Genomic DNA, 26052 nt, shown 5'->3' on the forward strand with positions numbered 1-26052 from the left:
CGATGCCGTGTTCGGCCAGCAGCGTCGGACGCCCGACGGTGACCACACGTCCCTGGACCAGACCGCGCACGCCTCGACCTTCGAAGTTGCGGAAGTCGTCGACCTCGTCGAGCGGCCCGACTTCGGCGGCTGCACCAGCAGCGATGGCGGCCGCGACGGGGTGCTCGGAGGCATTCTCCACCGCCCCCGCGAGGGCGAGCACGTCTTCGCGAGTGGTGGAGGGAGCAGTGGTGACCTGGACGAGTGTCATCTGTCCCGTGGTGACCGTGCCGGTTTTGTCGAGGACAACGGTGTCGACGGTTCGGGTGGATTCCAGGACTTCGGGGCCTTTGATCACGATGCCGAGTTGGGCTCCGCGGCCGGTACCGACCAGAAGTGCGGTCGGGGTGGCCAGTCCCAGAGCGCAGGGGCAGGCGATGATCAGCACAGCGACCGCGGCGGTGAACGCCGCTTGCAGGGGATAGCCGGCGCCGATCCACGCGCCGAGGACAGCGATGGCGACGGCGATGACCACCGGCACGAAGACACTTGAGATCCGGTCGGCCAGTCGCTGGGCGTGGGCTTTGCCGGTCTGGGCGCGTTCGACCATCGCGGCCATTTGCGCGAGTTGGGTGTCCGCTCCCACGCGGGTCGCCCGCACCCGCAGGTGCCCGCCGGCGTTGACCGTTCCGCCGGTCACGGTGTCGGCGGGGGCAACCTGGACTGGCATCGACTCGCCGGTGACCATGCTGGCGTCAACTGCCGAGGTGCCAGACACCACCACACCGTCGCTGGCGATCTTCTCGCCGGGCCGCACAATGAACTCGTCGTCGACGGCGAGCTCGCCGATCGGTATCCGATGCTGGTGGCCGTCCCTGACCACCGTGACGTCTTTGGCGCCCAGCTCCAACAAGGCCCGCAACGCCGCACCGGCTTGCCGTTTGGACCGCTTCTCGAAGTATCGGCCGGCCAGGACGAACATCGTGACCCCCGCGGCGACCTCGAGGTAGATGTTGCCTGCACCGTCAGAGGCGCCGACCGTCAAGGTGAATCCGTGGGTCATGCCTGGTTGTCCGGCGGTGCCGAAGAACAACGCATACAACGACCACAACAGCGCCGCGGTGGTGCCGACCGAGATCAGGGTGTCCATCGTGGCCGCGCCGTGGCGCAGGTTGAGCAACGCGGCGCGATGAAACGGCCAGGCCGCCCACACGATCACCGGCGCGGCCAACGTCAACGACGCCCACTGCCAGTAGGTGAACTGCAACGTCGGGACCATTGCCAGCGCGATCACCGGTACCGAGAGAACCACCGCACCGATCAGTCGGTGACGCAAGGCCACGAGCTCCCCGTCGTCGTCCGAAGGGTCGTCGTCGGGGTCGGCGCCTGTGGGAATGGCGGGCAGCGCAGCGCGGTACCCGGCCTGTTCGATGGTCTCGATCAGCAGGTGGGGGTCGACACCGGCGCGTGCGCTGACGTGAGCTTTTTCGGTGGCGTAGTTCACCGAGGCGCTCACTCCGTCGAGTTTGTTCAGTGTGCGTTCGATGCGTGCCGCGCACGAGGCACACGTCATGCCCGACACGGCGAGTTCGACATCGACGGTGCCTGTCTGCTCGGCGGTGGCCGCAGGTGGGTGGATCGGAGCTGAGGTGGTCATGGGGAAGTTCCTCGAAGGGTGAGCGCCTCGGTGCAGTGCCTCGGTGCAGTGGCCCCGGGGTGGCGCTGGTTAGCGAGTTAGTGTCCGGCGTGCGGATCGGCCGAGGGGGCCGTGGAGTTGGTTGTCGGGGCCGGGGCGCCGGTGGGGGCGTCGAGAACGAAGGTGGCGGTGTGCACAGCGCCGTCGACCTGGAAGTCGAGGTAGAGCAGATAGCGGCCCGGGGTGGGGGCGGTGGTGGCGAAGCGGACCTGTGGTCCCGCGAGTTGACCGGCGGTCGGTGCCGCGCCCTCAGGGTGAACATGCAGGTAGGCCAGGTCGCCCTGACGCAGAGCCACCAAGTGACCGAAAGCGCCCAGATACGGCTGCAAGGTAGTGACCGGTTGTCCTGCTCGCCGCACGGTGACGGTCAATTCGGACTCGACTCCCGCGCGCAGGTGCCCGGCCAGCTCGATGTCGAACCCGTCGACGGATGACTGTCGTGATTCGGCGGCGGCTGGGGCCGGCTGGTAGTCACCGCTGACTTCGACGGTGCTGGTCAGGGTGAGGGGTTGACCGGTGGCGGCGGGCACGAAGTCGGCATAGATCCGGTAGCTGCCTCCCGTCGCCCACTGCCAGGGCAGCGACCAGCGCCCTTCGGGCGAGAGAGTGGGGTGCACGTGTCGAAAGTAGGCGCCATCCGCGCGGACGACGATCAGGTGCAGCTGCTTGTCGTGCTCGGTGGCGAAGTCGGTGACCGCGGCCCCGGCGGCGTCGAGGATCTCAAAGCTCAGCGGTGCTTGCATCCCGGGCGCATGGGGTGCCACCACATTTCCCAGGATGAAGCCGCCTGCTGCCAGCGAAACCCCGCGAACCTGATCGGCACCGGGGGACGCAGATGATGACGGTTGGGCAGTGTGGCCGACATGGGTGGACTCGGCCGACGACGGTCGTGGCCGATCGGGTGCGACACCCGCGGCGATGGCATAGGCCGCGGCGAAAACTATCAGCAGAGCCGCAGCGAAGACGCCGAGCTTGGTTGGAACATTCATCGCTGGATTCCTGTCATCGGTGGTGGCGACACACACGCCGCCCGGAGAAGGGCTGAAGTCGCCAGTGGGCAGACACTTCAGCCCCTCATCGGCTACTGCGCCAGGTGGTAGCCGGCCTCTTCGACCGCGACGCGGATCGCGTCGGGCTCGATCGGGGCCGAGCTGGAGATGGTGACTTGCCCGCTGGCCACGTCGACCTCGACGTCGGTCACGCCGGCCAGTGCTCCGACTTCTTCACGCACCGACGACGCGCAGTGCCCACACGTCATTCCGGAGACGATCACTGTCGATGTGCTCATGAGATGTGCCCTTTCGGTACAGCAGTGGTGCCGACGACCCTCAGGAGGCCTGTCGCTGTGGCGTCTCGCCACACCACCTTTATACCCTACCCCCCTAGGGTAATCAATGGGTGGAGGTGGGTTGAGCTTCGGTGGGGGCGGAGACGCTGAGCCATCCGCGGCGGTGCAACATCAACAGGGCGGACGCCGCCGCTATGCCGGTGAGGACCAAAGCGATCCACACCAGTTCGGGCATGTCGCGGGTGGTGGCCGCGCTGAACAGCCACCCGGTCGCGGCATTGCCGAGCAGAATCCCGATCCCGACGATGGTGTTGTAGAGCCCGTAGTGGGTGGCGACAAGCGTGCCGCGGGCCAGTCCCACCACAGTGTCCATTTCGAATGGGAACACTGCTGCGGTGGCGGCGGCGAGCAGGGCTGCGGTGAGTAGCAGTGCGGCGATGTTGAGGGCGATGTTGCGCTGATGCGTTGCGGCGCTGGCGACTAGGGGCAGGAAAGCTGCAGCCATCAGTGTCATTCCCACGCTCAGGCTGCCGGTACTGCCCCAGCGGTTGCCGAACCATGCGGTGATGCGTAGCTGTCCGGCGATGGCCACCAGACCGGTCACCACAAACATTGCGGTGACAATGCTGGTGGCGAGGGTGGGGTTGTCCGCTATGCGGTCGGCGTGCAGGGGCAGCGCGAGGTAGACCTGAAAGGACAGCACATACGAGCTGGCCATCGCCACAGCGAAGAGCAGGAATCGCCGGTTACGTACGACGCTGCGCCAGTCCTGAATGATCGAGGTGTTGCTTGGGGCTGGTGTTGTTGCGGGTAGCGCTTTGATCTGCACGAGGGTCAGGACCGCGAAAACTGCTGCCGCACACAGGGAGGTGAGCCGAAAATCCAAAGCGGTCAACGCCAGTCCGACCAGCGGCCCGAGCAGGATGCCGGCCTGGTAGAAGACGTTGAACACGGCGAATGCTTCGATGCGACGTTCACCGGCGTCGGCGGCCAGGTAGGCGCGGACGGCGGGGTTGAACAGCGCCCCGGCGAATCCCGTTGCCGCCGAGGCGATCAGGATCGCGGGCAGCGAACTGGCCAGGGCCAGTAGGATGAATCCGATGACCCGCATCAGGCATCCGGCGATGATGAGCGGTTTGTACCCCCAGCGGTCAGCGAGTGTTCCCCCGATCAGGAACATGCCCTGCTGGGAGAAGTTGCGTATCCCCAGGACCAGGCCCACTGCCCATGCCGCCAGGGCCAGCGGGCCGGCGAGATAGGCGGCGAGATAGGGCATGAGCATGTAGAAGCCGAGGTTGATGGTGAACTGGTTGACCATCAGCACTTGGCTGGGGCGATCGAAGCTGCGGAAACTGCGGTAGAGGCGTCGCATAGGTCAGCTCGTGGGCTCGGTGTGCGGCATGTGAGTGGGGTCGATGATGGTGGGGCACCGGGTCCAGCTACTCGCGACCTGGGTCAGCGGATCGTTGATGGTGTGGGGGGCAGTGGGCGCTGGCGCGTCCATCAGGTCGTGAGCTTGGCAGTACTCGTCGTTGTAGATGGTTCCGTAGTAGCGGGCGGGGCCATCGGGGAAGACCGCCGCGATGCGCGTATCGGCCGAACGAGTGCGAGCCAGCCAGCCCGAGACCAGGGCCACCGCGCCCACGCTCCAGCCGCCGGTGGCGTACTGCGTGGCGGCCAGGGTGCGGCATGCCCAGACTGCTTCGGCCGGCGCCACCCAGTGCACCTCACTGAACTGGTCGTAGGCGACGTTGCGGGGGTAGATGCTCGAGCCGAGTCCCCGCATGATCCGTGACTGTGCGGGCTGGCCGAAGATCGTCGAGCCGATGGTGTCTACGCCCACGACTTCCAGCTCAGGGTTGAACTGCCGCAGAGTATGAGCCACACCGGCTGAGTGCCCACCGGTGCCCACCGAACACACCAGGACATCGATATGGCGCAGCTGCGCGATCAGCTCCACACCCAGTGAGCTGTAACCGGTCACGTTGTCGGGGTTGGAATACTGGTCGGGACACCACGCAGCCTCGTCGAGTGCGAGCAGGGCGCGCACACGGTCGCGGCGGGCTTGTTGCCAACCCCCGACCGGGTGGGGCTCGCTGACGACATCGACCCGGGCGCCGTAGGCGGCGAGCATTTGCCGCAGGATCGGTTCCAGTCCGGGGTCGGTCACCAAGGTCACCGGATGACCGAACACAATGCCCGCTAGCGCTAACCCCAATCCCAGTGTGCCGCTCGTTGATTCGATGATCTGCGCCCCCGGGGCCAGCTCGCCGCGGGCGCGGGCGCGTTCGACCATGTGCAGCGCCGGCCGGTCTTTCATGCCACCGGGGTTGAAGCCCTCCAGCTTGGCCCAGAAACCGTGCCCGTGCTCGGCAAAGGGTTCTTCGATCCGCAGTACCGGGGTGCCGCCGACCAGCTGACGACTCAGCCCAGCACGGCGCGATGTGGCCTCGGCAGGGAAGGTGGTGGCGAATGGATCACTGGTGGTGAGGCTGTAGGAGACAGTCACACGGGCATCCTCTGCATCGATGGACAGGATGTCGCCGGGCCGAAAGCAGATCAACAGTGTGAGAGGGAACTGGGACATATCGTTCGGCGCGGCGACACCGCCACCTTGCCCACTCAACCTCAAGGCTGATCGGCGGTCGGGATCAAGATCTGCTCAAGAATGCCCGCGGGGTTGGATGGTCGTGTAAACCACCGCCACCATAGGGACGTGCCTCATGACCGCGTCATCGTCGACGACGACCTTCGTGGGCCGGCGGCCCGACCACCGCACGGGCTACACGCGCTGGTCATCGAAGATGAGCCTGACATCGCCGAGGTTGTCGCCGACTACCTGCAGCGCAGCGGATTTGTGGTCACCATCGCCCACGACGGCCAAGAGGGGATCGCCGCCGCACGCACGGTGAGTCCTGCGGTAGTCATCCTCGATCTGGGTTTGCCCTCGATCGACGGCGTCGAGGTGTGTCGGCAGTTACGCACCTTCACCGACGCCTAAATCGTGATGGTCACCGCCCGCGCCGACGAGGTCGACACCATCATCGGTCTCGCGGTTGGAGCCGACGACTACCTCACCAAACCGTTTCGTCCTCGTGAGCTGATGGCGCGCATCGACGCCATGCTGCGCCGTCCGCGCCCGACCTCGGCGGTAGACACAGCACACCCGCGGACACTGGGGGAGCTGACCCTGGACCCACAAGGCCGTGAAGTGCGGGTAGAAGACACACTCGTGGAACTGACCCGCACCGAATTCGACGTTCTGGAAGCCCTGAGCCGACGGCCCGGTGTGGTGTTCAGTCGAGAACAACTGCTCACCGAAATCTGGGGACCCAACTGGGTCGGCGATGCCCACGTTGTCGAAGTTCATATCGCCAGCCTGCGCCGCAAACTCGGCGACAGCGCCGCGGCCGGTCGATTCATCCGTACCGTGCGCGGCGTGGGCTACCGGATGGGTGACGGCCAACCTCGAGGAGACAGCCATGAACGGTGATCGACGACGGGCACGTATCCCGGGCAGCTTCGGCTCCCGGTTGATGCTGGCCCAGGCCATCGTGATCGGCGGCGGCGGCATCAGCGTCGCGATCGTGGCACTGTTCGTCGCGCCGCACACCTTCCACGATCACCTCGGCCAGTCCAGCCTCGAACCGGGATCAGCACAGGCCGAACACGTCGAGGCCGCATTCACCTTCTCCATCGTCGTCTCGATGACCGCAGCCCTGGTCACCTCGACGATCCTGGCCACGGCCGTCAGCTGGTTCCTGGCTCGCCGCGTACAACAGTCAGTCGCCAGCGTCGCGCGCTCGGCTGTGGCGATCGGCGCAGGCAACTACCGCACCCGTGTTCCCGATCGCCAGCTCGGCACTGAGTTCACCCAGCTCAGCCGAGCCATCAACCAGCTGGCACAACGTTTGAACTCCCAGGAAGACATCCGCAAGCGGATGCTGTCAGACCTCGCCCACGAACTGCGCACCCCGTTGACCACCATCGGCGCGATCACCGACGCCCTCGAGGACGGTGTCCGCGCGCCCGACTCCCACACCTTCGACGTCGTGCGCACCGCCACCACCCGGTTGCAGCGCCTCGCCGAGGACATCGCGACCGTATCCAGCGCCGACGAGCACCAGATGCCATTGCAACCCTCGACGATCACTGTCAACGAACTGCTCATCGCGACCTACGAAGAAGCCGCCGAGCTGTTCACCGACGCCGGCGTCACGCTGGGCATCGTCACCACCGCCGCGCGCGTACACATCGATGTCGATGCCGAACGAATGAGCCAAGTACTGCTCAATCTGCTCACTAACGCGCTGCGACACAGCTCCCCGGGCCAGCGGGTCGTAGTGAAAGCCGACACCGCCCCGGCACACGCGGTGCGCATCAGCGTCGTCGACTGCGGGGACGGGATTCCCGCTCAACACCTTCCACACATCTTTGACCGCTTCTACCGCACCGACTCCTCACGGACCCGAGACGCCGGCGGCAGCGGTATCGGACTCACCATCGCCCGCTCCATCGTCGAAGACCATGGGGGCACCTTGCTCGCCGAAAGCCTGGGAACCGGGCACGGAGCCACCTTCACCATCACGTTGCCGACCACAACACGACGTCACATCCACCGCAGCACCCCTGGAACCGAATTCTCCGCAGCCATCGAACACCGCCCGCCTCGCGGCGCTGCCGATGCGCTCCAACGGGACCGAGCTACTAACTGAGGTAGTCCGTCGTAAGATTGACCCGCATCTAGAGATGGTGGGTGAAAATGACTGGGCTGGGTTCGCTGGAACGCGCAGTGATGGACGTGCTGTGGTCGGCCGGTGCGGCGATGTCGGTGCACGACCTAGTCGAGGAACTCCACGACCGCGAACCGGCCTACACCACAGTGCTCACCGTCGTCACCAACCTGCACAAAAAAGGGTTCGTCGGTCGAGAAAAAGTCAGCCGCGCCTACCGGTACTTCCCCATGCAGACCCGCGAGGAGGCCACCTCACGCACCTTGCGTCAGGTCCTCGACGCCAGCGGAGACTCCGCGGCAGTACTGATGCACTTCGCCCAGACCGTGACACCCGCCGAGCGGGAAGTGCTCAGCGAATACCTCAGCCGCAAACCTCGCCACACCCGCGGCGGCGGCACCAAAGCCTAAGCCACAGAAACGTTCCAAGAGTCGAAATCCCGGCCCGACTACTCAACCGGCGCGCGCCCCTTGACTGCGGGAAGTAGATGCGCCGCCAGCGCACCGGCCACACCCGCAGCGAAGGCCGCAGCACTCAGCGCCGACACCCAGTCGTGCACATCCACCGCGGTCAGCATCCGCAGCTCGACCTGATCACCGCGCCCGACTCCTGACGGGTCGGATGGCACGAGATCCGACGTTCGGAGCAGCATCACCAGCCAGAACGCGGCAACCGCCTCAAACATCACCACGGCAAGGCCCACCGCACGAGAGATCGTACGGGCAGGACCGCGCGGGCCGAACCGATCCGTACGCGGCACCTCGACACCGTCAGTCATGCCCACCACCTCCTCCGCACACTCGCATCACGCCCCACTTCTACTAACCACCTTCGTATTTTGTGGGAATCGGGCGTGGGCGCCGGGAACGAGGGCGTCGAAGCCATCACCGCGGGAGGCCGGCCGGGCCAGGCGGAAGACTATCGCGGCCACCAGACCGAAGATCGCGATCACACTGCCTGTGCGGGACCACCTCGGGGTTCGATTGAGCTCCGCCCTCAACGCCAGCTCGGCGATCGGATCAGCAGGCACCGCGCCAATCTCGATCGGCGCGCCCGTGGCGGCGAACACGATGAACACCCACATCGCCGAGGCCATCCACACGAGCGGGTCAACCATTACAGCCAACGACGTACCGTGCAGATGAACAGAAAACAGCATGAGCGCCCCAACACAGAGCATCACCAACACGATCGCCGACGAGAAATCGCCCTGGGGAGCAACCACCATCACGCCGACGGCCGCACTCACGGCCACCGCACACGAAACAAGCGCCCGCCACGCCTCCCCACCTCGATCCGGCTGGCGGGCAGCGGCGACACCACACGCTACGACCGCACCGAACAGTCCCAGGAGTGTCCCTTGGGCCACAATGTTTGCGATCACCACGCCTCCAACAGCCAACCTTGAAACTATGCTAGATAGTAGTTTAGGTGGGCTGGAGGGCGCTGACGGAGGGGGAGTAGCTCTATCTTCTTCGTCGGTGGGACCGCCGCCTGCATCGATGAGTTGGTCCTCGCCCCCGATTTGGAAGCCTGGGACATCGAACTCGACCACGAATCATGGCTCACGACGCGTTCAACCCGCTGCCACCCGCTACGCGCTGACTTCGTTCCTAGCCCGTCCTACCTCACGATCAACGTTTTTGCGACGTCTCCCCGCGGAGCTGTGACGGCTACGGTTAAGCAATGTCGTCGACGGGCGTTGTGCGGGTATGGCATTTCAGTAAAGGGTGGGGTGTGTTCGACTCACCGGACACTCCCGGCGGGGTGTACGCCGACGCTCAATCGCTCAGACTCCTAGCGGTAGCCGATCTGAACGATCCACTCGCTTCGATGGGTTTGCGTCCGGGGACGGAAGTCGAGTTCGTTTGGTCAGATGCTGCGGATGACCCGCTCGAAGGTTTGCGCTACGAAGTACAGCAGGCGTGGCCGATCGGCGTGGCCGCTACTCCGCCGTCGCCGCCGGCCGGGGCGTTCTCCACCACCTTTTGGACCAGCGAGGGTGACGCCGGCCCAGATGGTTTGACATCGATGCGCGAGCACCGCCACGAGCAACACTTCAGGTCCCCGCGATCTCTCGATGTTATGTAAGGAGCGCTTGAAAGATACTCTCCCCCAGTGATTTACGACTGGTAAGCACTCGTATCACTTTGTCTCGAGTTCCCACGAGCAGCATGTGGTAGATCTTACGGAAGTGGCACCCACCAAAGTCGCGGCATGCGAGTGAGAGCCCCCTTGGCAGATCGGACAGGCGTTGCGTATCGGTCACTCTGGGTGTGACGTGCGGACCAACGTCCCTCGACAGTGCTGCCCCGCCGAGAGCAAGCTGGAATCATGAGCATCAGGTTGTGCAGGCAAGCGCGAGAAGGGTTGCGGTGACGATGTACGACAACGGCTACATGTGGGGCAATAGCTGGGGCTGGGGCGGCTGGATCCTGATGGCGAGCATGATGGTGCTCTTCTGGGCGGCCGTGATCACGGCCGTCGTGCTGGCGATCCGCTATTTCTCGGGGCCGCGCCACCACTCCGGCGGAGTGCCCGGACCCGGCCAGCCCGGCCCTGGACCGTCGAGGGCCGAAGACGTGCTCGGCGAACGGTTCGCGCGCGGCGAGATCGATGAAGACGAATACCGCAAGCGCATGACAGCGCTGCGAGAACACCGCTGACCGCGATGGGCTCACGTCGTCGGCTGTGGACCATCTTCGGCATCGTGATCGCATCGCTGGTGCTCGGAATCGGAACCACGGCAGTCATCTACGCTGTCCGACCGGACAACACCACCACGTCGCCGGCCTTCACCGGTCCATATCCGAGCGGAGCGTATGGCGCCGGCTTGGGCCAGGGCATGATGGGCGGGTACCCGGGCACGTCATCGTCGTCGTGTAGCGTGCCGGGCTTGCCCGGCACTGTGGTCGACGTCACCCTCGCCGACATGGGCGGCATGATGGGCCGGGGCGGGAACGGCGGGTACGGGCCGGTGCAGGGTCAGTTCCAGTGGCCGAACATGGGCATCATGGGCCGTCCGGGGATGATGCATGTCGCGGTCAATCCGACTTCCGTTCCTGCGGGTGAGGTGTTGTTCCGAGTGCTCAACTCCGGCTGGCTGACCCACGAGCTGGTGGTGCTCCCGCTCGCCGACGGGCAGCAGCCCGGTCAGCGCACCATCGGGTCGGACGGCAAGGTCGATGAGGCCGGCAGTCTGGGGGAGGCCTCCCGGTCGTGTGGCGCTGGGCAAGGGGACGGCATCACAGCCGGCGAGACCGGCTGGACCACGATCAACCTGCCCGCCGGACGTTATGAGTTGGTCTGCAACATCGCCGGCCACTACGGCGCGGGAATGTACGCCGAACTCGACGTCACCAACGCGTCACCGTCGACGACTCCTCCTGCTGGGTGACCCGCGTCCGCTCGGCGGGTGATGACCGTGTCGGTGCTCACGTGTATCTGACGGTGGTCATCATCCCCACCTCGGCGTGATAGATGTTGTGGCAGTGGAAGGCCCAGTCGCCGGGGTTGTCGGCCTGGAAGTCGGCCACGATCGTCTCCATCGGCCGGATCAGCACGGTGTCCTTACGTAGCCCGCCACTGGCCGGCAGCGCCCAGCTGTGCCCGTGGATGTGCATCGGATGCACCATCGCTGTCATGTTGGTCATGCGCATCCGCACCCGCTGGTCGGCGTGAACGGTCATCGGGGTGTCCGCGCCATACTTCTTACCGTTGATACCCCAGGCATACGGCGTCATCTGTCCGTCCAGCTGAACGATGAGTGTGCCGTCGGGATTCTTTGCGGGCAGCTGGGCCGAGTCGGCCGCGGTGAGATCACTCGCCCCCAGCAGTGCCGCCGAGTCGAGTTCGGTGGGGTGCACCATGGCCGATGGCGCTGTGCCGGCGGCGGTGCGTAGCAGAGCGAGGGCCTGGCCGCTTTTTCCCTCGGCGTCGGCGACGAGCGGGAACACGCCGTCGCCGGCGGTGACGATGACGTCGTACCGTTCGCCCATCGCGATGTAGAGCGAGCGGGTCGTGCGCGGCACCACGGGGTAGCCGTCGGAGTGGGTCACCGTCATCTGATGACCGCCCAAGGCGACCTTGAAGATCGTGTCCGCGCCGGCGTTGATCAACCGAATCCGGATGCGGCGACCCGGTTTCGACGAGAACGACGTCGGTGCGGTGGGGACGCGACCGTTGATCAGGTAGTACGGGTAGTCGACGTCGCCCGCGTCGCCAAGCGGCGAACTCGACGAACCACCCATCCCGGGCATGGAGCCACCACCCATCCCGCCCATGCCGGAGAGCGTTCCGTTCTGCGCTTGGTAGCCGGCGAGGATGTCGTCGGGGTTTTGCCCGACGCCGTCGGTCCAGTCATCGAGCACGACGATCCACTCGTCGTCGTAGTCGCCGCGTTCGCCCGGGTCGTCGATGATCAGAGGCGCATACAGGCCTCGGTCGATCTGCACGCCGACGTGCGGGTGGAAGAAATGGGTGCCGGCATTGGGCGCGGTGAACTCATAGACGAACGTGTCACCGGAGGCGATCGGGTCCTGGGTAACACCCGGAACCCCGTCGGCAGGATTGCGCAACTGCACCCCATGCCAATGGATCGTGGTGTCGGCCGGCAACCGGTTGGTCACCTTCGCGCGGATGAAGTCACCCGCATTCGCGCGAACGACCTTACCCGGCACGACACCGCCGTAGGCCCAGGTCCGCGCGGTCACCCCCGAGCCGAGATCAACGGTCGTCTCGGTCGCGGTCAAGGACGCGTCGACCACCCGCTGCCCGGCTGCCGCGTTCATCGGGCGCGGCGCCCCAAACGACCCGGATACGGCCGATGACGTCGCGGAGCCCCCCGACCTGATGCCACACGACGCGAGAACTCCCGCCCCCATCAGTCCGAGCCCACCCACCAGAACATCCCTGCGGGAAGTCTTGTTCACCTTCACGTCCTTTCCGCCGAGACTATCGGCATGTAGATACGGTACCCCCCTAGGGTACATATCAGATCTGAGTGAAACTCTCAGTGGCAGCGACGATGACGTCACCGACATTTCCCGTCGCTCACCACCACTGCGGCGGCGACCCTCCGCTGCGCCACGTCTGTTCACTCCACATGGTGCTCAGCGCTCATATGCGTTGACCGGGTTGTCCCATGAAGATCCGATGAAGAAGTCGTCCGGCGGCGAGAAGACGGAATCTCGTCGGGAGAGCCAGGTGGGGGAGCGCACGATCTCAGGATCGGGTGGGAATCGGCTCCGGGGCCCGACGAGTCACCGGTTGCGCTTCAGGCGGGGACGGCAGATGCAGTCGCTTGAGCATCAGGGCGTTCACCGCGACGATCAGACTCGATCCGGACATCGACAACGCGGCGATTTCGGGGCGCAGCACCAGCCCGACGACAGGTTCGAACACGCCGGCGGCGATCGGCAACGCGATGGTGTTGTAGCCGACGGCCCACCCGAGATTCTGCCGCATCTTGCGCAGTGTGCCCCGGCCGATGCGCAACGCGAGCGGGACGTCGAGAGGATCCGAACGCATCAGCACCAGGTCGGCGGTTTCGATCGCGACGTCGGTGCCGGCGCCGATGGCGATGCCCAGATCCGCTTGCGCGAGCGCCGGGGCGTCGTTGACGCCGTCACCGACCATCGCGACCTTCTTCCCGAGACGCTGCAGACCGGCGATCTTGTCCGCCTTGTCACCGGGCAGCACCTCGGCGATGACCGTGTCGATGCCCAACTGCCCGGCGATACGTCGGGCGGTCGCCTCGTTGTCTCCGGAGAGCATGACCACCTCCACACCGAGTTCGTGGAGCGTGCGCACCGCCTCGGCGGAGGTCTCGCGCGCCGCGTCGGCGAGGGCGATGACCCCGACGCCGCGGCCGTCGACGGCGACCAGGACCGCGGTGCGCCCACTCGAGGCCAACTCGGCGCGCCGAGTCATCAACGCGCCGACATCGACTCCCTCGGTGGTCATCAGCGTCCGATTGCCGACGGCGATGTGGCGCCCGCTTACCTCCGCGATCGCACCCTGCCCCGGGATGGTGCGGAAGTGCTCCAGCCGAACCGTGGCAACGTCGCGGAGGGCCGCGTAGCGAACGATCGCGGCGGCGAGGGGATGTTCGGATTCACGTTCGACCGCCGCTACGAGGGTCAGCAACTCGTCCTCTCCGATCCCGTCGACAACCACGTCGGTCACTTCCGGTTCACCCTTGGTCAGGGTGCCGGTCTTGTCCATCACCACCGTGTCGACGTGGGCGGAGGTCTCGAGTGCGCCGGCGTTCTTGAACAGAACCCCCCGTTTCGCGCCCAACCCGGTGCCGACCATGATCGCGGTCGGGGTGGCCAGGCCGAGCGCGTCCGGGCAGGTGATGACGACGACGGTGATCGCGAACAGCAGCGCCACCTGAACGTCGCCGTCGACCGCCCACCACACGACGAAGGTGCCCAATCCGCCGATCAGCGCGACGAGCACCAGCCAGAACGCCGCCCTGTCGGCAAGACGCTGGCCGGGAGCCTTGGAGTTCTGGGCTTCCTGTACGAGCGCGACGATCTGGGCCAACGCGGTGTCGGAACCCACCCGGGTTGCGCGCACCCGCAGCGTGCCGGTGGTGTTGATCGATGCTCCGATCACCTCCGACCCCTCGGCCTTGGCCACCGGCAGGCTCTCCCCGGTGACCATCGATTCGTCGACCTCGGAGTTGCCGTCCTCGACGATCCCGTCAACCGGAACCTTGGCGCCCGGCCGGATCATCAGCAGATCCCCGACCACGACCTCGGCGGTGGGTACCTCCACGAGTTCGCCGTCGCGCAGCACCACCGCCTTGGGCGGTGCGAGCTCGAGCAGTGTGCGGATGGCGTCGTTGGCCCCACCGCGGGCACGCATCTCGAACCAGTGTCCGAGAAGCACGAACGTCGCCAGCATCGACGCGGCTTCGTAGAACACGTCGCCACCGCCGGTCAGGGTCACCCCGACGCTGTAGAGCCAACCGGTGCCGATCGCCACGGCCACGAGCACCATCATGTCCAGGGTTCGGGCCTTCAGCGCCCGATAGGCGCCGTCGAAAAAGATCCACGACGAGTAGAAGATCACTGGAAGACTGAGCACCAGGGTGAACACGTCATCACGGAGCCCGAACGGTGCGGACACCGTGAACCCCAGCATGTCCCGCCCCATCGGCGACCACAGCATGATCGGGATCGACAGCACCAGCGCGACCAGGAAACGGTTGCGCATGTCACGGACCATCGCATCCATCGACATGCCGGCATGCCCACCGTGGCCCATCATCTCCTGCGGGGCGCGCTCGCCGTGCACCTCGGGTCCGGCGTCGAGGGAGTGCTCGGGGTGTCCGGTCCGCTGGCCTTCGCCGTGTGCCGTCGACAGAGCAGTGCCCGGACTCGGTTCGCCCATCGGGTCGCACACATGCTCAGGAACCGAGCGGCCGGCGCAATGGTAGCCGCACTCACGCACCCACTCCGACAGTTGTGATACCGAGGTGCGGTCGGGGTCGTAGGTCACCGTGGCGGTCTGATTCATCGCGTTCGCCGTCACCGAGACCACCCCCGGACGGCGGCCCAGCACCGATTCGATGGTGGCCGTCGATGTCGCCCAGTGCAGTCCACCGACCTCGACCACGGTGGTGTTGGCCATCTCCGTTTCCCTTCTTCCTCGGCGCCGAATGGCGCTGCCTTCGGGATCGCGGTCAATGCGGCGGGCGAAGAACCCGATAGCGTGCCCAGTACTCGTCGGCGTCGATCTCTCCCCGGGCGAAGCGGTCGTCGAGAATCCACAGCGGGTCATCGGCGCTGTCCGCGGGAACATCGTCGCGGCGGCGCCCCGGTCGAAACAACGCCCTGATTCCGACCACCACCAGCACCCAGAAAGCGGCGACGGCCAGTACCATCACCAGCCAGCCACCCCCCGCCATCAAGCCCGATCCCACCATCGCGCCGGCTCCTCTCCTCGACGATCGTGTCCGAGTCTGGTCGCCGGACCCGACGCCGAGGACAGGGTTTTGATGAAGGTTCGCTGAAGAACATGCCGTCAGCCGCGACTCTCGCCACGATGGGGACATGGCGTCCGACTCCGATCAGCCTCGTCCAGCCCCGCCCCCCATCGCGGCGACCGCGCCAACGGGGTTGCGGGCGATGGTGGTCGAAGACGAGGTGCCTCTCGCGGCGTTGATGGGCAGTTATCTCGAGCGCAGCGGGTTCGACGTCACGATCGTGCACGACGGCCTCGACGCCGTCGAGCGCGCACGGCAGGTCGATCCCGACGTGGTCGTGCTGGATCTGGGTCTGCCTCGGCTGGATGGGATCGAGGTGTGTCGACGGCTACGCACCTTCTCCGATGCCTATGTCATCATGCTCACCGCCCGCGCCGAGGAGGTCGACACCCTGGTCGGGTTGTCGGTCGGCGCCGACGATTACATGACCAAACCGTTCAGTCCGCGAGAACTCGTCGCCCGCATCCAGGCCATGCTGCGTCGGCCTCGAACCTCGAGTGACCTCGCTGCGTCGGCCGTAGCGCCGAAGCGCCGCGTGTTCGGGCCCCTGACGATCGACCCGGCGGGCCGCGAGGTGCGGATCGACGAAACCTTGATTGCGTTGACCCGCACCGAATTCGACGTCCTTGCCACGTTGTCCGAGCATCCGAATGTGGTGTTCAGCAGGGCCCAGTTGATAGCCGCGGTGTGGGGGCCGAGCTGGATCGGCGACGAACACCTGGTCGACGTGCACATCGGGCATTTGCGGCGCAAACTCGGCGACGACGCCACTCGCGGAATCTTCGTGCGCACCGTGCGCGGTGTCGGATATCGGATGGGGACGGGGCAGTGACCACGACGCCTCCCGCACCCGCACCCACACGCGTGCGCCGTGGGTCCGGGTTCGGTACCCGCCTGCTGGTGTCGCAGGCAATCGTTGTCGTGGGGGGTGCGGTGAGCGCCTGGCTGGTCGCGGCCGCGGTGGCACCGAGATTGTTCCACAAGCACCTGCAGCAGGCCGGCATCGCGCACGCCCAGACCGAGACAGCCCACGTCGAGCGGGCGTTCACCTCAGCGATGATCCTCTCTCTGGCCATCGCGCTGATGGTTTCGGTGTTGATCGCACTGGCGGTGAGCTGGTACTTCACGCGCCGTGTCCAACGGTCGATCACCGAGGTCGCCGCGTCGGCGTCCGAGATCGCCAGCGGCCAATACACGGCGAGACTGACCGGTGTCGGCCTCGGCCGAGAGTTCGACCAGCTCGCCGAAACGTTCAACCAACTCGCTGACCGACTGGACTCGGTGGAGACCACCCGCCGACGTATGCTCTCCGACCTGGCCCACGAGATGCGAACACCCCTGGCAACTCTCGATGCCCACCTCGAAGCCCTCGAGGACGGTCTGCGCCTGCCCGACACTCAGACCTTCGCAATCCTGCGGTCGAGCACGGCCCGACTCGCTCGGCTCGCCGAGGACATCACCGCCGTCTCACGAGCACAAGAAGGCAGACTTGCAAACAACCCCGTGCACACCGACACCCGCGCCCTCGTCGACGCCGCAGTCCGCAGCCACTCCGATCGCTACGCTGCCGCGCACGTCGCACTGATCTGTGACGACGCCGATACAGCCCCCGTCACCGTCGACCCGGACCGGATCGGACAGGTCCTCGGAAACCTGCTCGACAACGCTCTGCGCCACACTCCCGCCGGGGGCACCGTCACCGTCGCCTCCACCAATACTCCAGATGGATGGACCGCGATCACCGTCACCGATACCGGCGAAGGCGTTCCCCCAGAGCATCTCGCGCACCTGTTCGACCGCTTCTACCGCGCAGACACCGCCCGCGGCCGTCAGGAAGGCGGCAGCGGAATCGGACTGACCATCGCCCGCACCCTCGTCGAAGCCCACGGCGGCACCCTCACCGCACACAGCGACGGTCCCGGCACAGGCGCGCGGTTTACCATGAAGCTGCCCACCACCACACACGATGCCAGCGATCGACCCGAGTGACGGTCATGCAGACGCACCGGGAACTCTTTCCACACAACGGCTTTGCTCAGCCGAATCCGTAGAGGGTGACCCGGTGTCGACGAGAACGACGCCAGTGGGGAAGGGACCGTCGATCAGGTAGCGCACCTGGAAGCTCAAACCGACCAAGCACGGTGTTCGACCCTGCACACCGCGCGGTAATCGCTTGAACCGCAATGTATTTTGCCTCGCTGTTGACCAGATGAACTGTCGGCGTTGCATCGATGCTGATGTGGTGGCGCAGGCCTCCGCAGCCCACAGCGGCAGATGGTGCGGTTTTCGCGGTGTCAGGCAGCGCCGGTGCCGGGGTTCGCGACGGTGGTTGTCTGCGCGGTCAGGGCTATCGCGGCCGCGAGGCCGGCGAGCACCGCGCCGAGGGTGAGCAGCCCGGTGTTGAGCGTGGCGGCGGTGGCGGTGATGCCGACGAGAAGCGGGCCGCCCGCGTCGCCGAGTTCGCGGCCGAGTTCGGCGGCTCCCATGGTCTGCCCGAGCCGTTCGGGTGGGCTCGTCGCGGCCAAGTGGGCGAATCCGAGGGGGGTGATGAGTCCCGTACCGGCCCCCATCATGACGGCCGCGCACACCGTGCCGACTGTTGCCGGCACGGCTGCTGCGACCTCGATCCCGATCGCGGCCAGCAGCAGCCCGGCTGCCATCCCGGATCGATCCTTCAGCCGTCCGGCGTCGCGGGCGCGGCCAACGCGTGGTTGAACGACCGCTGCGGTGGCGGCGAGCAGCGACACGACAGCTCCAGTGGCCAGCGGGCCCAGGCCGTGGCGGGAACCGATCGCAGGCAGGAACCCGACTCCAACCGCGAGCGCGGCAGTGGCTCCGGCCAACGCCGCAGTCGGGCGAAGGAACCAACCACTGGTCAGGCGGCGTGCCAGATCCACCACGGTCTGACGGGTCTTCGGCAGCACCTCGACAGCAGGCACGACCAACGCCGCCCACAGTGCGACCGAGGCGGCGAGCACGGCGAGCGCGGTGAACAGCAGTCGGTAGCCGCCGAGGGCGACGAGGACACCGCCCAGCAGCGGGCCGAGGGTGTATCCCAACCCTTTCCACGCGCCATAGCTGCCGAACACGCGCCCGTGTCCGCCCGCCGGGGTCAGCCGGGCGAGCATCGCCCCGGCGGCCGGGGAGAACGCGGCAGCGGCGGCACCTTGGCCGAACCGCGCGACACCGACCAGGCCCGGATTGCCGACCACCACGAATGCCGTGGACGCGAGCGTGAACGCCACCAGTCCGCCCAGCAGCACCGGCCGTGCGCCGACGCGGTCGGACAGCGTCCCGAAGACGGGTTTGAGTAGCACCTCCGCCCCGTCGTAAACGGCCAACAGCACACCCAGGGTGAGCAGGCTCGCGTGCTGTTCCCCGGTGTATCCGGCGAGGCTGGCCGCGATGCTGTGGGCGCCGAACGCGGTCACGAACCCCGCCGCATACAGCGGTAGTAGCCGCGCCCGACCGCCACCGGTGCGGGCATCGGGGACAGCGCTCATCACGACTCTCGCCGTGCGGTGCCAGGCTCAGCGGCGGTGCTGGTGAACAGAATGCTCAATGGAGTACCGCAGAGCAGGGCCAGCAGCCGCGAAAGAAGCGGCCGGGCGAGGTAGAACCCGAGCAGACTGACCGCGGCCCCGAGCACGAGACCCGCCAACACGTCTTGGGGGTAGTGCGCGCCGATGTACACCCGCGCGAACGCCATCACGACCGCAGCCACGGCGGCGATCACCGCGAGTCGCCGGTGCACCAGCCACAGCCCCGCCGTCACCGCGCCGGCCATGACCGCGTGGTCGCTGGGGAACCCGGCATCGGTATTGCAATGCAGAACCACGATGTCGTGCAACGCGTTACAGGGACGGGTCTCGTCGACCGCGGCGGCGATCGGCTGGTTGATCGCCACCGCGATCAACACGCCCAGCGGCGCCCACACCGCCGCCACCATCCGCACACGATCGCCGTCGCGCCGCGCGGTCCACCATCCTGCCAGCAGTAGTATTGCGAACAGCACTAGACCGTATGTGGCGTAGCCGGACACGATCGGATGCAGCCACGGGGTAGCGCGGGCAAAGTCGTTGATGTCGTCGAAAACTCGTGTATCCAAGTTCATGGAGGCTCCCTCGGGTTCGTTGGCAGTCGGTTACATCTGGTGCAGGGCCTGAAAGACCCGCTCGGTGTAGTCGGCCAGCCGGTCAGCGCAGTGTTTGAGCTGCTGCTCGGCCTCGGCGGCCACGGGTGCACCAAACACGTCGCGGGCCGTGATGTCGCGATGCCAGCGCCGCAGCCGTTCCAGGCTCTGCTCCTCTTCCTCGAGTTCGGCCATCGTGAACTTGGCTTTGGCGATCTCCTTGTCGATCTCGGCATCGAACCCGGCACAATCGGCCAGGAACTCCGCCCACTCCTCATCACGCTCGGCGGTGAACAGCGCCTGCAACCGTGCGGTGTCGGTGTCGGCATGGCCCGTGGCATCGAGCACCAGCACCTCACCCTCGCCTCGCCGCGCCAGCTCGATCACCCGCGCGACGCCGTCGGCGAACACCGGAACATCAGGCACCACCCACACGCCCTGGCCGACCTGCAACGCGCCCACACGACGCAGTTCACGCCACACCGCCACCCGATGCCGCGACGGCTCGGTCGGCACCCGAACCATCAGCACCAGCCATCGAGCCGACGTCTGAACTTCTGTCACGACTGTGAATGTAACAGACGTTACTTCTGTACCTGTAGCAAGTGCCAGGCAGGCTCGGCAAATCGTGGACCCTGTCGCCAGCGGACTGAACAGAACAGGAAATTCTTGAGGGGCCGAACGCGCGAACCTGCGCGAGATCGAAACGATGGGGTTCCCAACCAGACTGATTGCGCATGTCGACTCCGCCGGTTCGCGCTAGGTAGTTCAACGTGCCAAACGGGACCGCGTTCACTGAAAAGGCTATGCCTCAGTTCGGGTACATCAGGTACATACCAAGTCCGCGGAACGTACCTAGTGGTCCGGGGTTGAATTTCTTTTTACTTTTGATTTTGTCGAGTATCCGAGCGTCTCTCGCTGTGATCGGAGGGAGGCGCGCATCGATCCCAGCGGACGACCACACCTGGGGCCACGGACAGGAAACGCCAAATGACCTGTCCAGCAAGCAACGTGCAACAACACGAAACGTCACAGTGACGAATATCGAACCCACGGGGGACAGAGCGCTGGGGTGCACAACCGAACAGACATTGAGGCTGAACGTCCCCGGGTTTGGTGCACACCTCTATGTGAGGGAAAGTTGGCATCATGCCGAAGAAGTACGACGAGGCGACCCGGGCCAAGGCTGTGCGGTTGGTCACCGAGCATCGTGAGGAGTATCCGAGCGAGTACGCGGCGATTACGGCCACGGCACAGCGGCTCAAGCTCAACACCGAGACTCTGCGCAAGTGGGTGCGCCAGCACGAGGTTGATGAAGGCAAGAAGCCGGGTGTGACACGCGAGGAGACCGCTGAGATGCGCGCGCTGAAACGCAAAGTAGCCGAGCTGGAGGAAACCGTCGAAATCCTCAAGGCGGCAACGACTTTCTTCGCGCGGGAGAGCGACCCGCGACATCGGTAGTGTGTGCGTTCATCACCGAGCATCGGGCTCGGTTCGGGGTCGCTCAGATCTGTCGCGTGCTCACCGAGCACGGCGCGCCGATCTCCCCGAGAACCTTCTACGCATGGCAGGCACGTCCAGTGTCGAAACGGGCGCTGTGGGACACCACGATCACCGAAGTGCTGGCTGGCTACTACGAACCCGACAAGGACGGAAAACGTCGGCCAGAATCGCTCTACGGGGCGGTGAAGATGTGGGCTCACCTGCAGCGCGACGGCATCCCGGTGGCTCGGTGCACGGTGGAACGCTTGATGCGCGCCAACGGCTGGCATGGGGTCACCCGCCGCAAGAAGGTGCGCACCACCATCGCGGATCCGTCGGCTCCGCGGGCAGTGGACCTGGTCAAACGCCAGTTCCGGGTGGCAGCACCGAACGTACTGGTCGTCGCCGATTTCACCTACGTGGCACTGGCCAGCGGGGTGTTCGTGTACGTGGCGTTCGTGATCGACGCGTTCGCCGGGCGGATCGTCGGCTGGGAATGCGCTGCGACCAAGACCGACCGGTTCGTTCGGACCGCGATCCGCCATGCCGCCCAGCTCCGCGAGCGTGAAGGTAATGCCATGTCGGGCAACACAATTCATCATTCCGACGCCGGCTCACAGGGTGGATTCAATCGGTCGTCGCAACACCTCGATGACGGAGGTGTGCGATGGGACGCAGCAACAAGCAGACACGCCAGGCGCCGGTGGGTGCCCGCCGGCAGTGGGCGGCGGATCGGGCGTTGCGCCCGTCGATGCGGTCACCGGGGAGACCGGAACCCTCGCGTGCGGTGCAGCGCGATTTCTGGCGGCGGATCGCCTCAGGAGCGACGACTGCCGACGCCGCGGAGGCCGTCGGCGTGTCGTGGCCGGTCGGGTCCCGGTGGTTCCGTCACGCTGGCGGCATGCCGCCGATCAGCCTGGACGAGCCCACGGGCCGCTACCTGTCGTTCACCGAGCGTGAGGAGATCGCACTGTTGCGCGCCCAGGATGTCGGCGTGCGGGAGATCGCCCGTCGGATCGGACGCGACCCGGGGACGATCTCACGCGAGCTGCGCCGCAACGCGGCGACCCGCAGCGGCACGCAGGTCTACCGAGCCGGAGTGGCGCAGTGGAAAGCGCAGCAAGCCGCGAAACGCCCGAAAACGGCAAAGCTGGTAGACAACGACAGGTTGCGTGAGTATGTGCAGGAGCGGCTCTCCGGGGCCGTCCGCCGGCCCGACGGCACCGCCGTCGCAGGCCCCGACACGCCCGCGTGGAAAGGACTGAACAAGCCGCATCGGCAGGACCGACGGTGGGCGACGGCATGGAGCCCGCAGCAGATCTCGCACCGGCTGAAAGTTGATTTCCCGGAGGATGAGTCCATGCGCATCAGTCACGAGGCGATCTACCAATCGTTGTACATCGAAGGTCGAGGCGCCCTGAAACGGGAGTTGGTCACATGCCTGCGCACCGGCCGGGCACTGCGGGTGCCCCGTAGCCGATCGCAGAACAAGCCGCAGGGACATGTCACCGCGGACGTGGTGATCAGCGAACGCCCCGCCGAAGCCGAAGACCGTGCTGTCCCAGGGCATTGGGAAGGCGACTTGATCATCGGGACCGGCCGGTCCGCGATCGGCACGCTCGTCGAGCGCAGCAGCCGCTCCACGATCCTGGTGCACCTGCCTCGATTGGAGGGGTGGGGCGAGAGGCCGCCTGTGAAGAACGGTCCGTCCCTCGGTGGCTACGGCGCCGTCGCGATGAACGCCGCGCTGACGACATCGATGACCACGCTTCCCGAGCAGCTCCGCAAGACCTTGACCTGGGACCGCGGAAAGGAGCTGTCCGGTCATGCCCGGTTCGCTCTCGAGACCGGCACGAGAGTGTTCTTCGCCGACCCGCACTCGCCCTGGCAACGACCGACGAACGAGAACACGAACGGCCTGCTGCGCCAGTATTTCCCGAAGGGAACCGATCTGTCCCGGTGGTCCGCCGAGGACCTCGAGGCCGTCGCTCTGGCGATCAACAACAGGCCACGCAAGGTCCTCGGCTGGCGAACCCCGGCCGAGGTCTTCGCCGAGCAGCTACGCTCCCTGCAGTAGCCCGGTGTTGCATCGACCGGTTGAACTCGCCCAGTACACGTCGGTGCGGTGCGGAGAGACGCTGGAGCTTTCGGGGCTGATCCCATCGATCGGTACGGTTGGTGACGCCTACGACAATGCGCTCGCCGAGACGACGATTGGATTGTTCAAAACCGAAGCGGTACGCGATGATTCGCCGTTTCGCACTGGTCCACTGTCCGGGGTTGGGGACGTCGAGCACCTGACCGCGGTGTGGGTCGGCTGGTACAACACCAGCCGGCTCATGCACCGACTCGGGCGCATCCCACCGATCGAGGCCGAGCAGAACTACTACACTCAACGTGCCGCCACAGTCGTGGAGGCACACCAGTAACCAGGTGTGCACCAAACCCGGGGCGATTCAATCCCGGTGGCTCGGTGCACGGTGGAACGCTTGATGCGCGCCAACGGCTGGCATGGGGTCACCCGCCGCAAGAAGGTGCGCACCACCATCGCGGATCCGTCGGCTCCGCGGGCAGTGGACCTGGTCAAACGCCAGTTCCGGGTGGCAGCACCGAACGTACTGGTCGTCGCCGATTTCACCTACGTGGCACTGGCCAGCGGGGTGTTCGTGTACGTGGCGTTCGTGATCGACGCGTTCGCCGGGCGGATCGTCGGCTGGGAATGCGCTGCGACCAAGACCGACCGGTTCGTTCGGACCGCGATCCGCCATGCCGCCCAGCTCCGCGAGCGTGAAGGTAATGCCATGTCGGGCAACACAATTCATCATTCCGACGCCGGCTCACAGTACACGTCGGTGCGGTGCGGAGAGACGCTGGAGCTTTCGGGGCTGATCCCATCGATCGGTACGGTTGGTGACGCCTACGACAATGCGCTCGCCGAGACGACGATTGGATTGTTCAAAACCGAAGCGGTACGCGATGATTCGCCGTTTCGCACTGGTCCACTGTCCGGGGTTGGGGACGTCGAGCACCTGACCGCGGTGTGGGTCGGCTGGTACAACACCAGCCGGCTCATGCACCGACTCGGGCGCATCCCACCGATCGAGGCCGAGCAGAACTACTAACACTCAACGTGCCGCCACAGTCGTGGAGGCACACCAGTAACCAGGTGTGCACCAAACCCGGGGCGATTCACCTTGTATCCTCCGACTGCGGTCGGAGGGAACGCAATCACGACCCCCGATTTCCGGCGGACTTGGCCGTCAATACGGTTGTCGATCAGGAGTTCGCTTCTGGTGCCCGCTCGGCAACGTAGGCGCCGAATTCACTTGAGCCGCGGAGTGCGTGCTGGAGAGCGGTATTCGGATGTATGCCGAGCGCGTCGGCGAGTATGGGCGGTGGCGATGTCTGTGTGATGGTCTGCCATGTTCCCAAACGCGTTTCAAGGGAGGGAAATCCGAGAGCCTTGAGCCGCAGTCGCAGGTGGCTCTCGTTGAGATGATTGCCGGGCTGATAGCCGGGGAACACCCAGGGCGATTCGGTGTGTGCTGCGGTTTGCCTGTTGGTGGTTGCTGCGGCGACTTCGGCGACGAGCTGCTCGAGCGGTGACTCCAAGGTGATCGGGTGCGTTCCGAGGGTGATGGTGCACGGCTCCTCACGCCAAATCTGATCCCATCGCAGTGACGCTACTTTGTGGGTGGGTTGCCCGAACACGACGACCAGTGCAGCGGCAAGTCGATCCCGCGGAGTGAGCTCCTCGTTGGAGAATAGGCGAGTGAGTTGTTCGACTTGCTCGGCGTTGGTCTTGGCCGGGGCGGTACCACGCTGATGCGGCGTTATCCTCAACGGCGGCAACTGGTATGTGGCGATTGCCCAGGGGAGAAATCGAGTGAGGAGTCGGTTGGTTTCGGTACCGGATGCGATGAATGTGTCGACCTGGGATTGGTCGACGTCGCCGATGGGGATCTCGAGAATATCGAGGAAGTTGAGGAAATCGATTGCCACGGTGACGCCTTGCTTGGCCGCGAGAAATGTTCCGTTGGTGCAGGTGTCGTCGAATCGCCGCGACAGGTGCCACCGTATGTAGCTGCGCATCACGAGCTGATTGTCGGGACTGGTCAGTGTTGCGAGCTTGTCGTCGGCCCAGACGCTGAATCGGGTTCGGTAGTCGAGGCGGGCGCCGGCGATTCCGTGCTCATCGAGCAGCGCGCGGATATGTGTGGCTGATCGGTTTACCGGCAGCGAGGCCAGCAGGTGCTGATCGATAGCGTCGGCGGCGGCTATCTGGCGGAGCACGGTGCGCACTGTTGGGCTGCGCAGCCAGGTGACACCGCTGTTCGGGCGTGGCATCTGCTTGATCGCCTGGGCCAGGCCGATCAGGTGTGGGTTGATGGTGCCTGTCTGCGGATGGGTGAGCAGCTCGTCTACCTGGTGGGCCAGTTCGCATCGCCAGCAGTGCCCGCGCCGGTAGAGTTCGGCCTCGGCACCGCATTCGGCACAGTCGACGTTGAGTCGGATCCCGCTACAGCCACGGCACAGATATCGGCCGGTCGGTGTACGGCCCGGAACGATACCCACATGACCGCACTCAACACATTGTCCGACAACACGTTTGGCTTGGTTGTAGCAGTAGCAGCAGATCGGGGTGTCTTGCCACCACGCCGCGGTCAGGTAGGCCTGTCCGCACCGTTCGCACGGTTCGTAGCGATCAGGTTCAGGTGCGGGCTTGGGTCGTGCCATCGACCATCA

General features: G+C 65.8%; 21 protein-coding genes and 4 pseudogenes. 11 read left to right on the top strand and 14 right to left on the bottom strand.

Annotated features, from left to right (window positions below; genetic code table 11):
- From ABLE94_RS23260 to ABLE94_RS23280, 5 genes are all read right to left on the bottom strand, one after another.
- Positions 1–1636: heavy metal translocating P-type ATPase (locus tag ABLE94_RS23260; protein ID WP_348805776.1), on the bottom strand; the 1636-nt coding region annotated here is incomplete at its 3' end.
- A gap of 77 nt (positions 1637–1713) precedes the next feature.
- Positions 1714–2664, bottom strand: a complete 951-nt coding sequence (locus tag ABLE94_RS23265; RefSeq protein WP_348810056.1) for a DUF8832 domain-containing protein — start codon at positions 2662–2664, stop codon at positions 1714–1716.
- A gap of 92 nt (positions 2665–2756) precedes the next feature.
- Positions 2757–2963, bottom strand: a complete 207-nt coding sequence (locus tag ABLE94_RS23270) for a heavy-metal-associated domain-containing protein (RefSeq protein ID WP_006438347.1) — start codon at positions 2961–2963, stop codon at positions 2757–2759.
- A gap of 103 nt (positions 2964–3066) precedes the next feature.
- Positions 3067–4335, bottom strand: a complete 1269-nt coding sequence (locus tag ABLE94_RS23275; RefSeq protein WP_006357626.1) for an MFS transporter — start codon at positions 4333–4335, stop codon at positions 3067–3069.
- 3 nt (positions 4336–4338) lie between these two features.
- Positions 4339–5472, bottom strand: a complete 1134-nt coding sequence (locus ABLE94_RS23280; protein WP_035718250.1) for a PLP-dependent cysteine synthase family protein — start codon at positions 5470–5472, stop codon at positions 4339–4341.
- Positions 5473–5754: 282 nt separating this feature from the next.
- Between ABLE94_RS23280 and ABLE94_RS23285 the strand changes: the two are divergent.
- The 3 genes and pseudogenes from ABLE94_RS23285 (at position 5755) to ABLE94_RS23295 (ending at position 8106) form a co-directional block, all read left to right on the top strand.
- A pseudogene (locus ABLE94_RS23285) lies at positions 5755–6456 on the top strand (response regulator transcription factor).
- Entirely contained in the window at positions 6446–7678 is a 1233-nt protein-coding gene (locus ABLE94_RS23290; protein WP_006438349.1) for a sensor histidine kinase, read from the top strand. The pseudogene ABLE94_RS23285 and the gene ABLE94_RS23290 overlap by 11 nt, the downstream one beginning before the upstream one ends.
- 47 nt (positions 7679–7725) lie before the next feature.
- Entirely contained in the window at positions 7726–8106 is a 381-nt protein-coding gene (locus tag ABLE94_RS23295; protein WP_006438350.1) for a BlaI/MecI/CopY family transcriptional regulator, read from the top strand.
- Positions 8107–8144: 38 nt separating this feature from the next.
- Here the strand turns inward: ABLE94_RS23295 and ABLE94_RS23300 are convergent, their stop codons facing one another.
- Both ABLE94_RS23300 and ABLE94_RS23305 read right to left on the bottom strand, forming a co-directional pair.
- Positions 8145–8474, bottom strand: a complete 330-nt coding sequence (locus tag ABLE94_RS23300; protein WP_006438351.1) for a hypothetical protein — start codon at positions 8472–8474, stop codon at positions 8145–8147.
- Between the two features lie 27 nt (positions 8475–8501).
- Entirely contained in the window at positions 8502–8945 is a 444-nt protein-coding gene (locus ABLE94_RS23305; protein WP_311278338.1) for a hypothetical protein, read from the bottom strand.
- Between the two features lie 1132 nt (positions 8946–10077).
- Here ABLE94_RS23305 and ABLE94_RS23310 point away from each other — a divergent pair.
- Together ABLE94_RS23310 and ABLE94_RS23315 are read left to right on the top strand one after the other, a co-directional pair.
- Positions 10078–10362: an SHOCT domain-containing protein gene (locus tag ABLE94_RS23310; protein WP_006372950.1), complete on the top strand. Its 285-nt coding sequence runs from the start codon at positions 10078–10080 to the stop codon at positions 10360–10362.
- 5 nt (positions 10363–10367) lie between these two features.
- Positions 10368–11093, top strand: coding sequence for a sulfocyanin-like copper-binding protein (locus tag ABLE94_RS23315; RefSeq protein ID WP_006372949.1), 726 nt, complete (start codon positions 10368–10370; stop codon positions 11091–11093).
- Positions 11094–11130: 37 nt separating this feature from the next.
- Here ABLE94_RS23315 and ABLE94_RS23320 read toward each other — a convergent pair whose 3' ends face one another.
- From ABLE94_RS23320 to ABLE94_RS23330, 3 genes are all read right to left on the bottom strand, one after another.
- Complete coding sequence (locus ABLE94_RS23320) at positions 11131–12579, bottom strand: multicopper oxidase family protein (protein WP_247609003.1); 1449 nt, start codon at positions 12577–12579, stop codon at positions 11131–11133.
- A gap of 340 nt (positions 12580–12919) precedes the next feature.
- Entirely contained in the window at positions 12920–15337 is a 2418-nt protein-coding gene (locus ABLE94_RS23325) for a heavy metal translocating P-type ATPase (protein ID WP_006372947.1), read from the bottom strand.
- 52 nt (positions 15338–15389) lie between these two features.
- On the bottom strand, positions 15390–15632 hold the full coding sequence (locus ABLE94_RS23330) for an SHOCT domain-containing protein (protein ID WP_006372946.1): 243 nt from the start codon (positions 15630–15632) through the stop codon (positions 15390–15392).
- A 202-nt stretch (positions 15633–15834) separates the two neighbouring features.
- Here ABLE94_RS23330 and ABLE94_RS23335 point away from each other — a divergent pair, with 202 nt between their 5' ends.
- Both ABLE94_RS23335 and ABLE94_RS23340 read left to right on the top strand, forming a co-directional pair.
- Positions 15835–16524 (top strand): response regulator, encoded by a 690-nt coding sequence (locus ABLE94_RS23335; RefSeq protein WP_006372945.1) that lies wholly within the window; start codon positions 15835–15837, stop codon positions 16522–16524.
- On the top strand, positions 16521–17681 hold the full coding sequence (locus tag ABLE94_RS23340) for a sensor histidine kinase (RefSeq protein ID WP_006372944.1): 1161 nt from the start codon (positions 16521–16523) through the stop codon (positions 17679–17681). The genes ABLE94_RS23335 and ABLE94_RS23340 overlap by 4 nt, the downstream gene beginning before the upstream one ends.
- Positions 17682–17986: 305 nt before the next feature.
- On the opposite strand, the gene ABLE94_RS23345 is transcribed toward ABLE94_RS23340, so the two are convergent.
- The 3 genes from ABLE94_RS23345 to ABLE94_RS23355 are packed head-to-tail and all read right to left on the bottom strand — an operon-like array spanning position 17987 to position 20349.
- On the bottom strand, positions 17987–19195 hold the full coding sequence (locus ABLE94_RS23345; RefSeq protein WP_006372943.1) for an MFS transporter: 1209 nt from the start codon (positions 19193–19195) through the stop codon (positions 17987–17989).
- The gene (locus ABLE94_RS23350; RefSeq protein WP_006372942.1) at positions 19195–19806 is read right to left on the bottom strand and encodes a phosphatase PAP2 family protein; all 612 of its coding nucleotides are present in this window, start codon (positions 19804–19806) and stop codon (positions 19195–19197) included. The genes ABLE94_RS23345 and ABLE94_RS23350 overlap by 1 nt, the downstream gene beginning before the upstream one ends.
- A 30-nt stretch (positions 19807–19836) precedes the next feature.
- The gene (locus ABLE94_RS23355; protein ID WP_006372941.1) at positions 19837–20349 is read right to left on the bottom strand and encodes a Chromate resistance protein ChrB; all 513 of its coding nucleotides are present in this window, start codon (positions 20347–20349) and stop codon (positions 19837–19839) included.
- A 624-nt stretch (positions 20350–20973) separates the two neighbouring features.
- Here ABLE94_RS23355 and ABLE94_RS23360 point away from each other — a divergent pair.
- The 4 genes and pseudogenes from ABLE94_RS23360 to ABLE94_RS23375 form a co-directional block, all read left to right on the top strand.
- Positions 20974–21974 (top strand): annotated as a pseudogene (locus ABLE94_RS23360) (IS3 family transposase); the annotation flags it as partial.
- An 83-nt stretch (positions 21975–22057) separates the two neighbouring features.
- Positions 22058–23383 (top strand): IS30 family transposase, encoded by a 1326-nt coding sequence (locus tag ABLE94_RS23365; protein ID WP_425476265.1) that lies wholly within the window; start codon positions 22058–22060, stop codon positions 23381–23383.
- A 28-nt stretch (positions 23384–23411) separates the two neighbouring features.
- Positions 23412–23735, top strand: a pseudogene (locus ABLE94_RS23370) (integrase core domain-containing protein); the annotation flags it as partial.
- 24 nt (positions 23736–23759) lie between these two features.
- Positions 23760–24428: pseudogene (locus tag ABLE94_RS23375) on the top strand (IS3 family transposase); the annotation flags it as partial.
- 154 nt (positions 24429–24582) lie between these two features.
- On the opposite strand, the gene ABLE94_RS23380 reads toward ABLE94_RS23375, so the two are convergent.
- Entirely contained in the window at positions 24583–26043 is a 1461-nt protein-coding gene (locus tag ABLE94_RS23380; RefSeq protein WP_006368701.1) for a hypothetical protein, read from the bottom strand.
- Positions 26044–26052 lie beyond the last annotated feature (9 nt).

The organism is Gordonia sp. VNK1, from assembly GCF_040049135.1.
GTDB lineage: Bacteria > Actinomycetota > Actinomycetes > Mycobacteriales > Mycobacteriaceae > Gordonia > Gordonia oleivorans.

Bases quoted from the DNA above. Each gene is read 5' to 3' on its own strand.
- ABLE94_RS23265 (WP_348810056.1), bottom strand. From the start codon at position 2,664: ATGAATGTTCCAACCAAGCTCGGCGTCTTCGCTGCGGCTCTGCTGATA.
- ABLE94_RS23270 (WP_006438347.1), bottom strand. From the start codon at position 2,963: ATGAGCACATCGACAGTGATCGTCTCCGGAATGACGTGTGGGCACTGC.
- ABLE94_RS23275 (WP_006357626.1), bottom strand. From the start codon at position 4,335: ATGCGACGCCTCTACCGCAGTTTCCGCAGCTTCGATCGCCCCAGCCAA.
- ABLE94_RS23290 (WP_006438349.1), top strand. From the start codon at position 6,446: ATGAACGGTGATCGACGACGGGCACGTATCCCGGGCAGCTTCGGCTCC.
- ABLE94_RS23295 (WP_006438350.1), top strand. From the start codon at position 7,726: ATGACTGGGCTGGGTTCGCTGGAACGCGCAGTGATGGACGTGCTGTGG.
- ABLE94_RS23300 (WP_006438351.1), bottom strand. From the start codon at position 8,474: ATGACTGACGGTGTCGAGGTGCCGCGTACGGATCGGTTCGGCCCGCGC.
- ABLE94_RS23310 (WP_006372950.1), top strand. From the start codon at position 10,078: ATGTACGACAACGGCTACATGTGGGGCAATAGCTGGGGCTGGGGCGGC.
- ABLE94_RS23315 (WP_006372949.1), top strand. From the start codon at position 10,368: ATGGGCTCACGTCGTCGGCTGTGGACCATCTTCGGCATCGTGATCGCA.
- ABLE94_RS23320 (WP_247609003.1), bottom strand. From the start codon at position 12,579: ATGGGGGCGGGAGTTCTCGCGTCGTGTGGCATCAGGTCGGGGGGCTCC.
- ABLE94_RS23325 (WP_006372947.1), bottom strand. From the start codon at position 15,337: ATGGCCAACACCACCGTGGTCGAGGTCGGTGGACTGCACTGGGCGACA.
- ABLE94_RS23330 (WP_006372946.1), bottom strand. From the start codon at position 15,632: ATGGTGGGATCGGGCTTGATGGCGGGGGGTGGCTGGCTGGTGATGGTA.
- ABLE94_RS23335 (WP_006372945.1), top strand. From the start codon at position 15,835: ATGGTGGTCGAAGACGAGGTGCCTCTCGCGGCGTTGATGGGCAGTTAT.
- ABLE94_RS23345 (WP_006372943.1), bottom strand. From the start codon at position 19,195: ATGAGCGCTGTCCCCGATGCCCGCACCGGTGGCGGTCGGGCGCGGCTA.
- ABLE94_RS23350 (WP_006372942.1), bottom strand. From the start codon at position 19,806: ATGAACTTGGATACACGAGTTTTCGACGACATCAACGACTTTGCCCGC.
- ABLE94_RS23355 (WP_006372941.1), bottom strand. From the start codon at position 20,349: ATGGTTCGGGTGCCGACCGAGCCGTCGCGGCATCGGGTGGCGGTGTGG.
- ABLE94_RS23365 (WP_425476265.1), top strand. From the start codon at position 22,058: ATGCGGTCACCGGGGAGACCGGAACCCTCGCGTGCGGTGCAGCGCGAT.
- ABLE94_RS23380 (WP_006368701.1), bottom strand. From the start codon at position 26,043: ATGGCACGACCCAAGCCCGCACCTGAACCTGATCGCTACGAACCGTGC.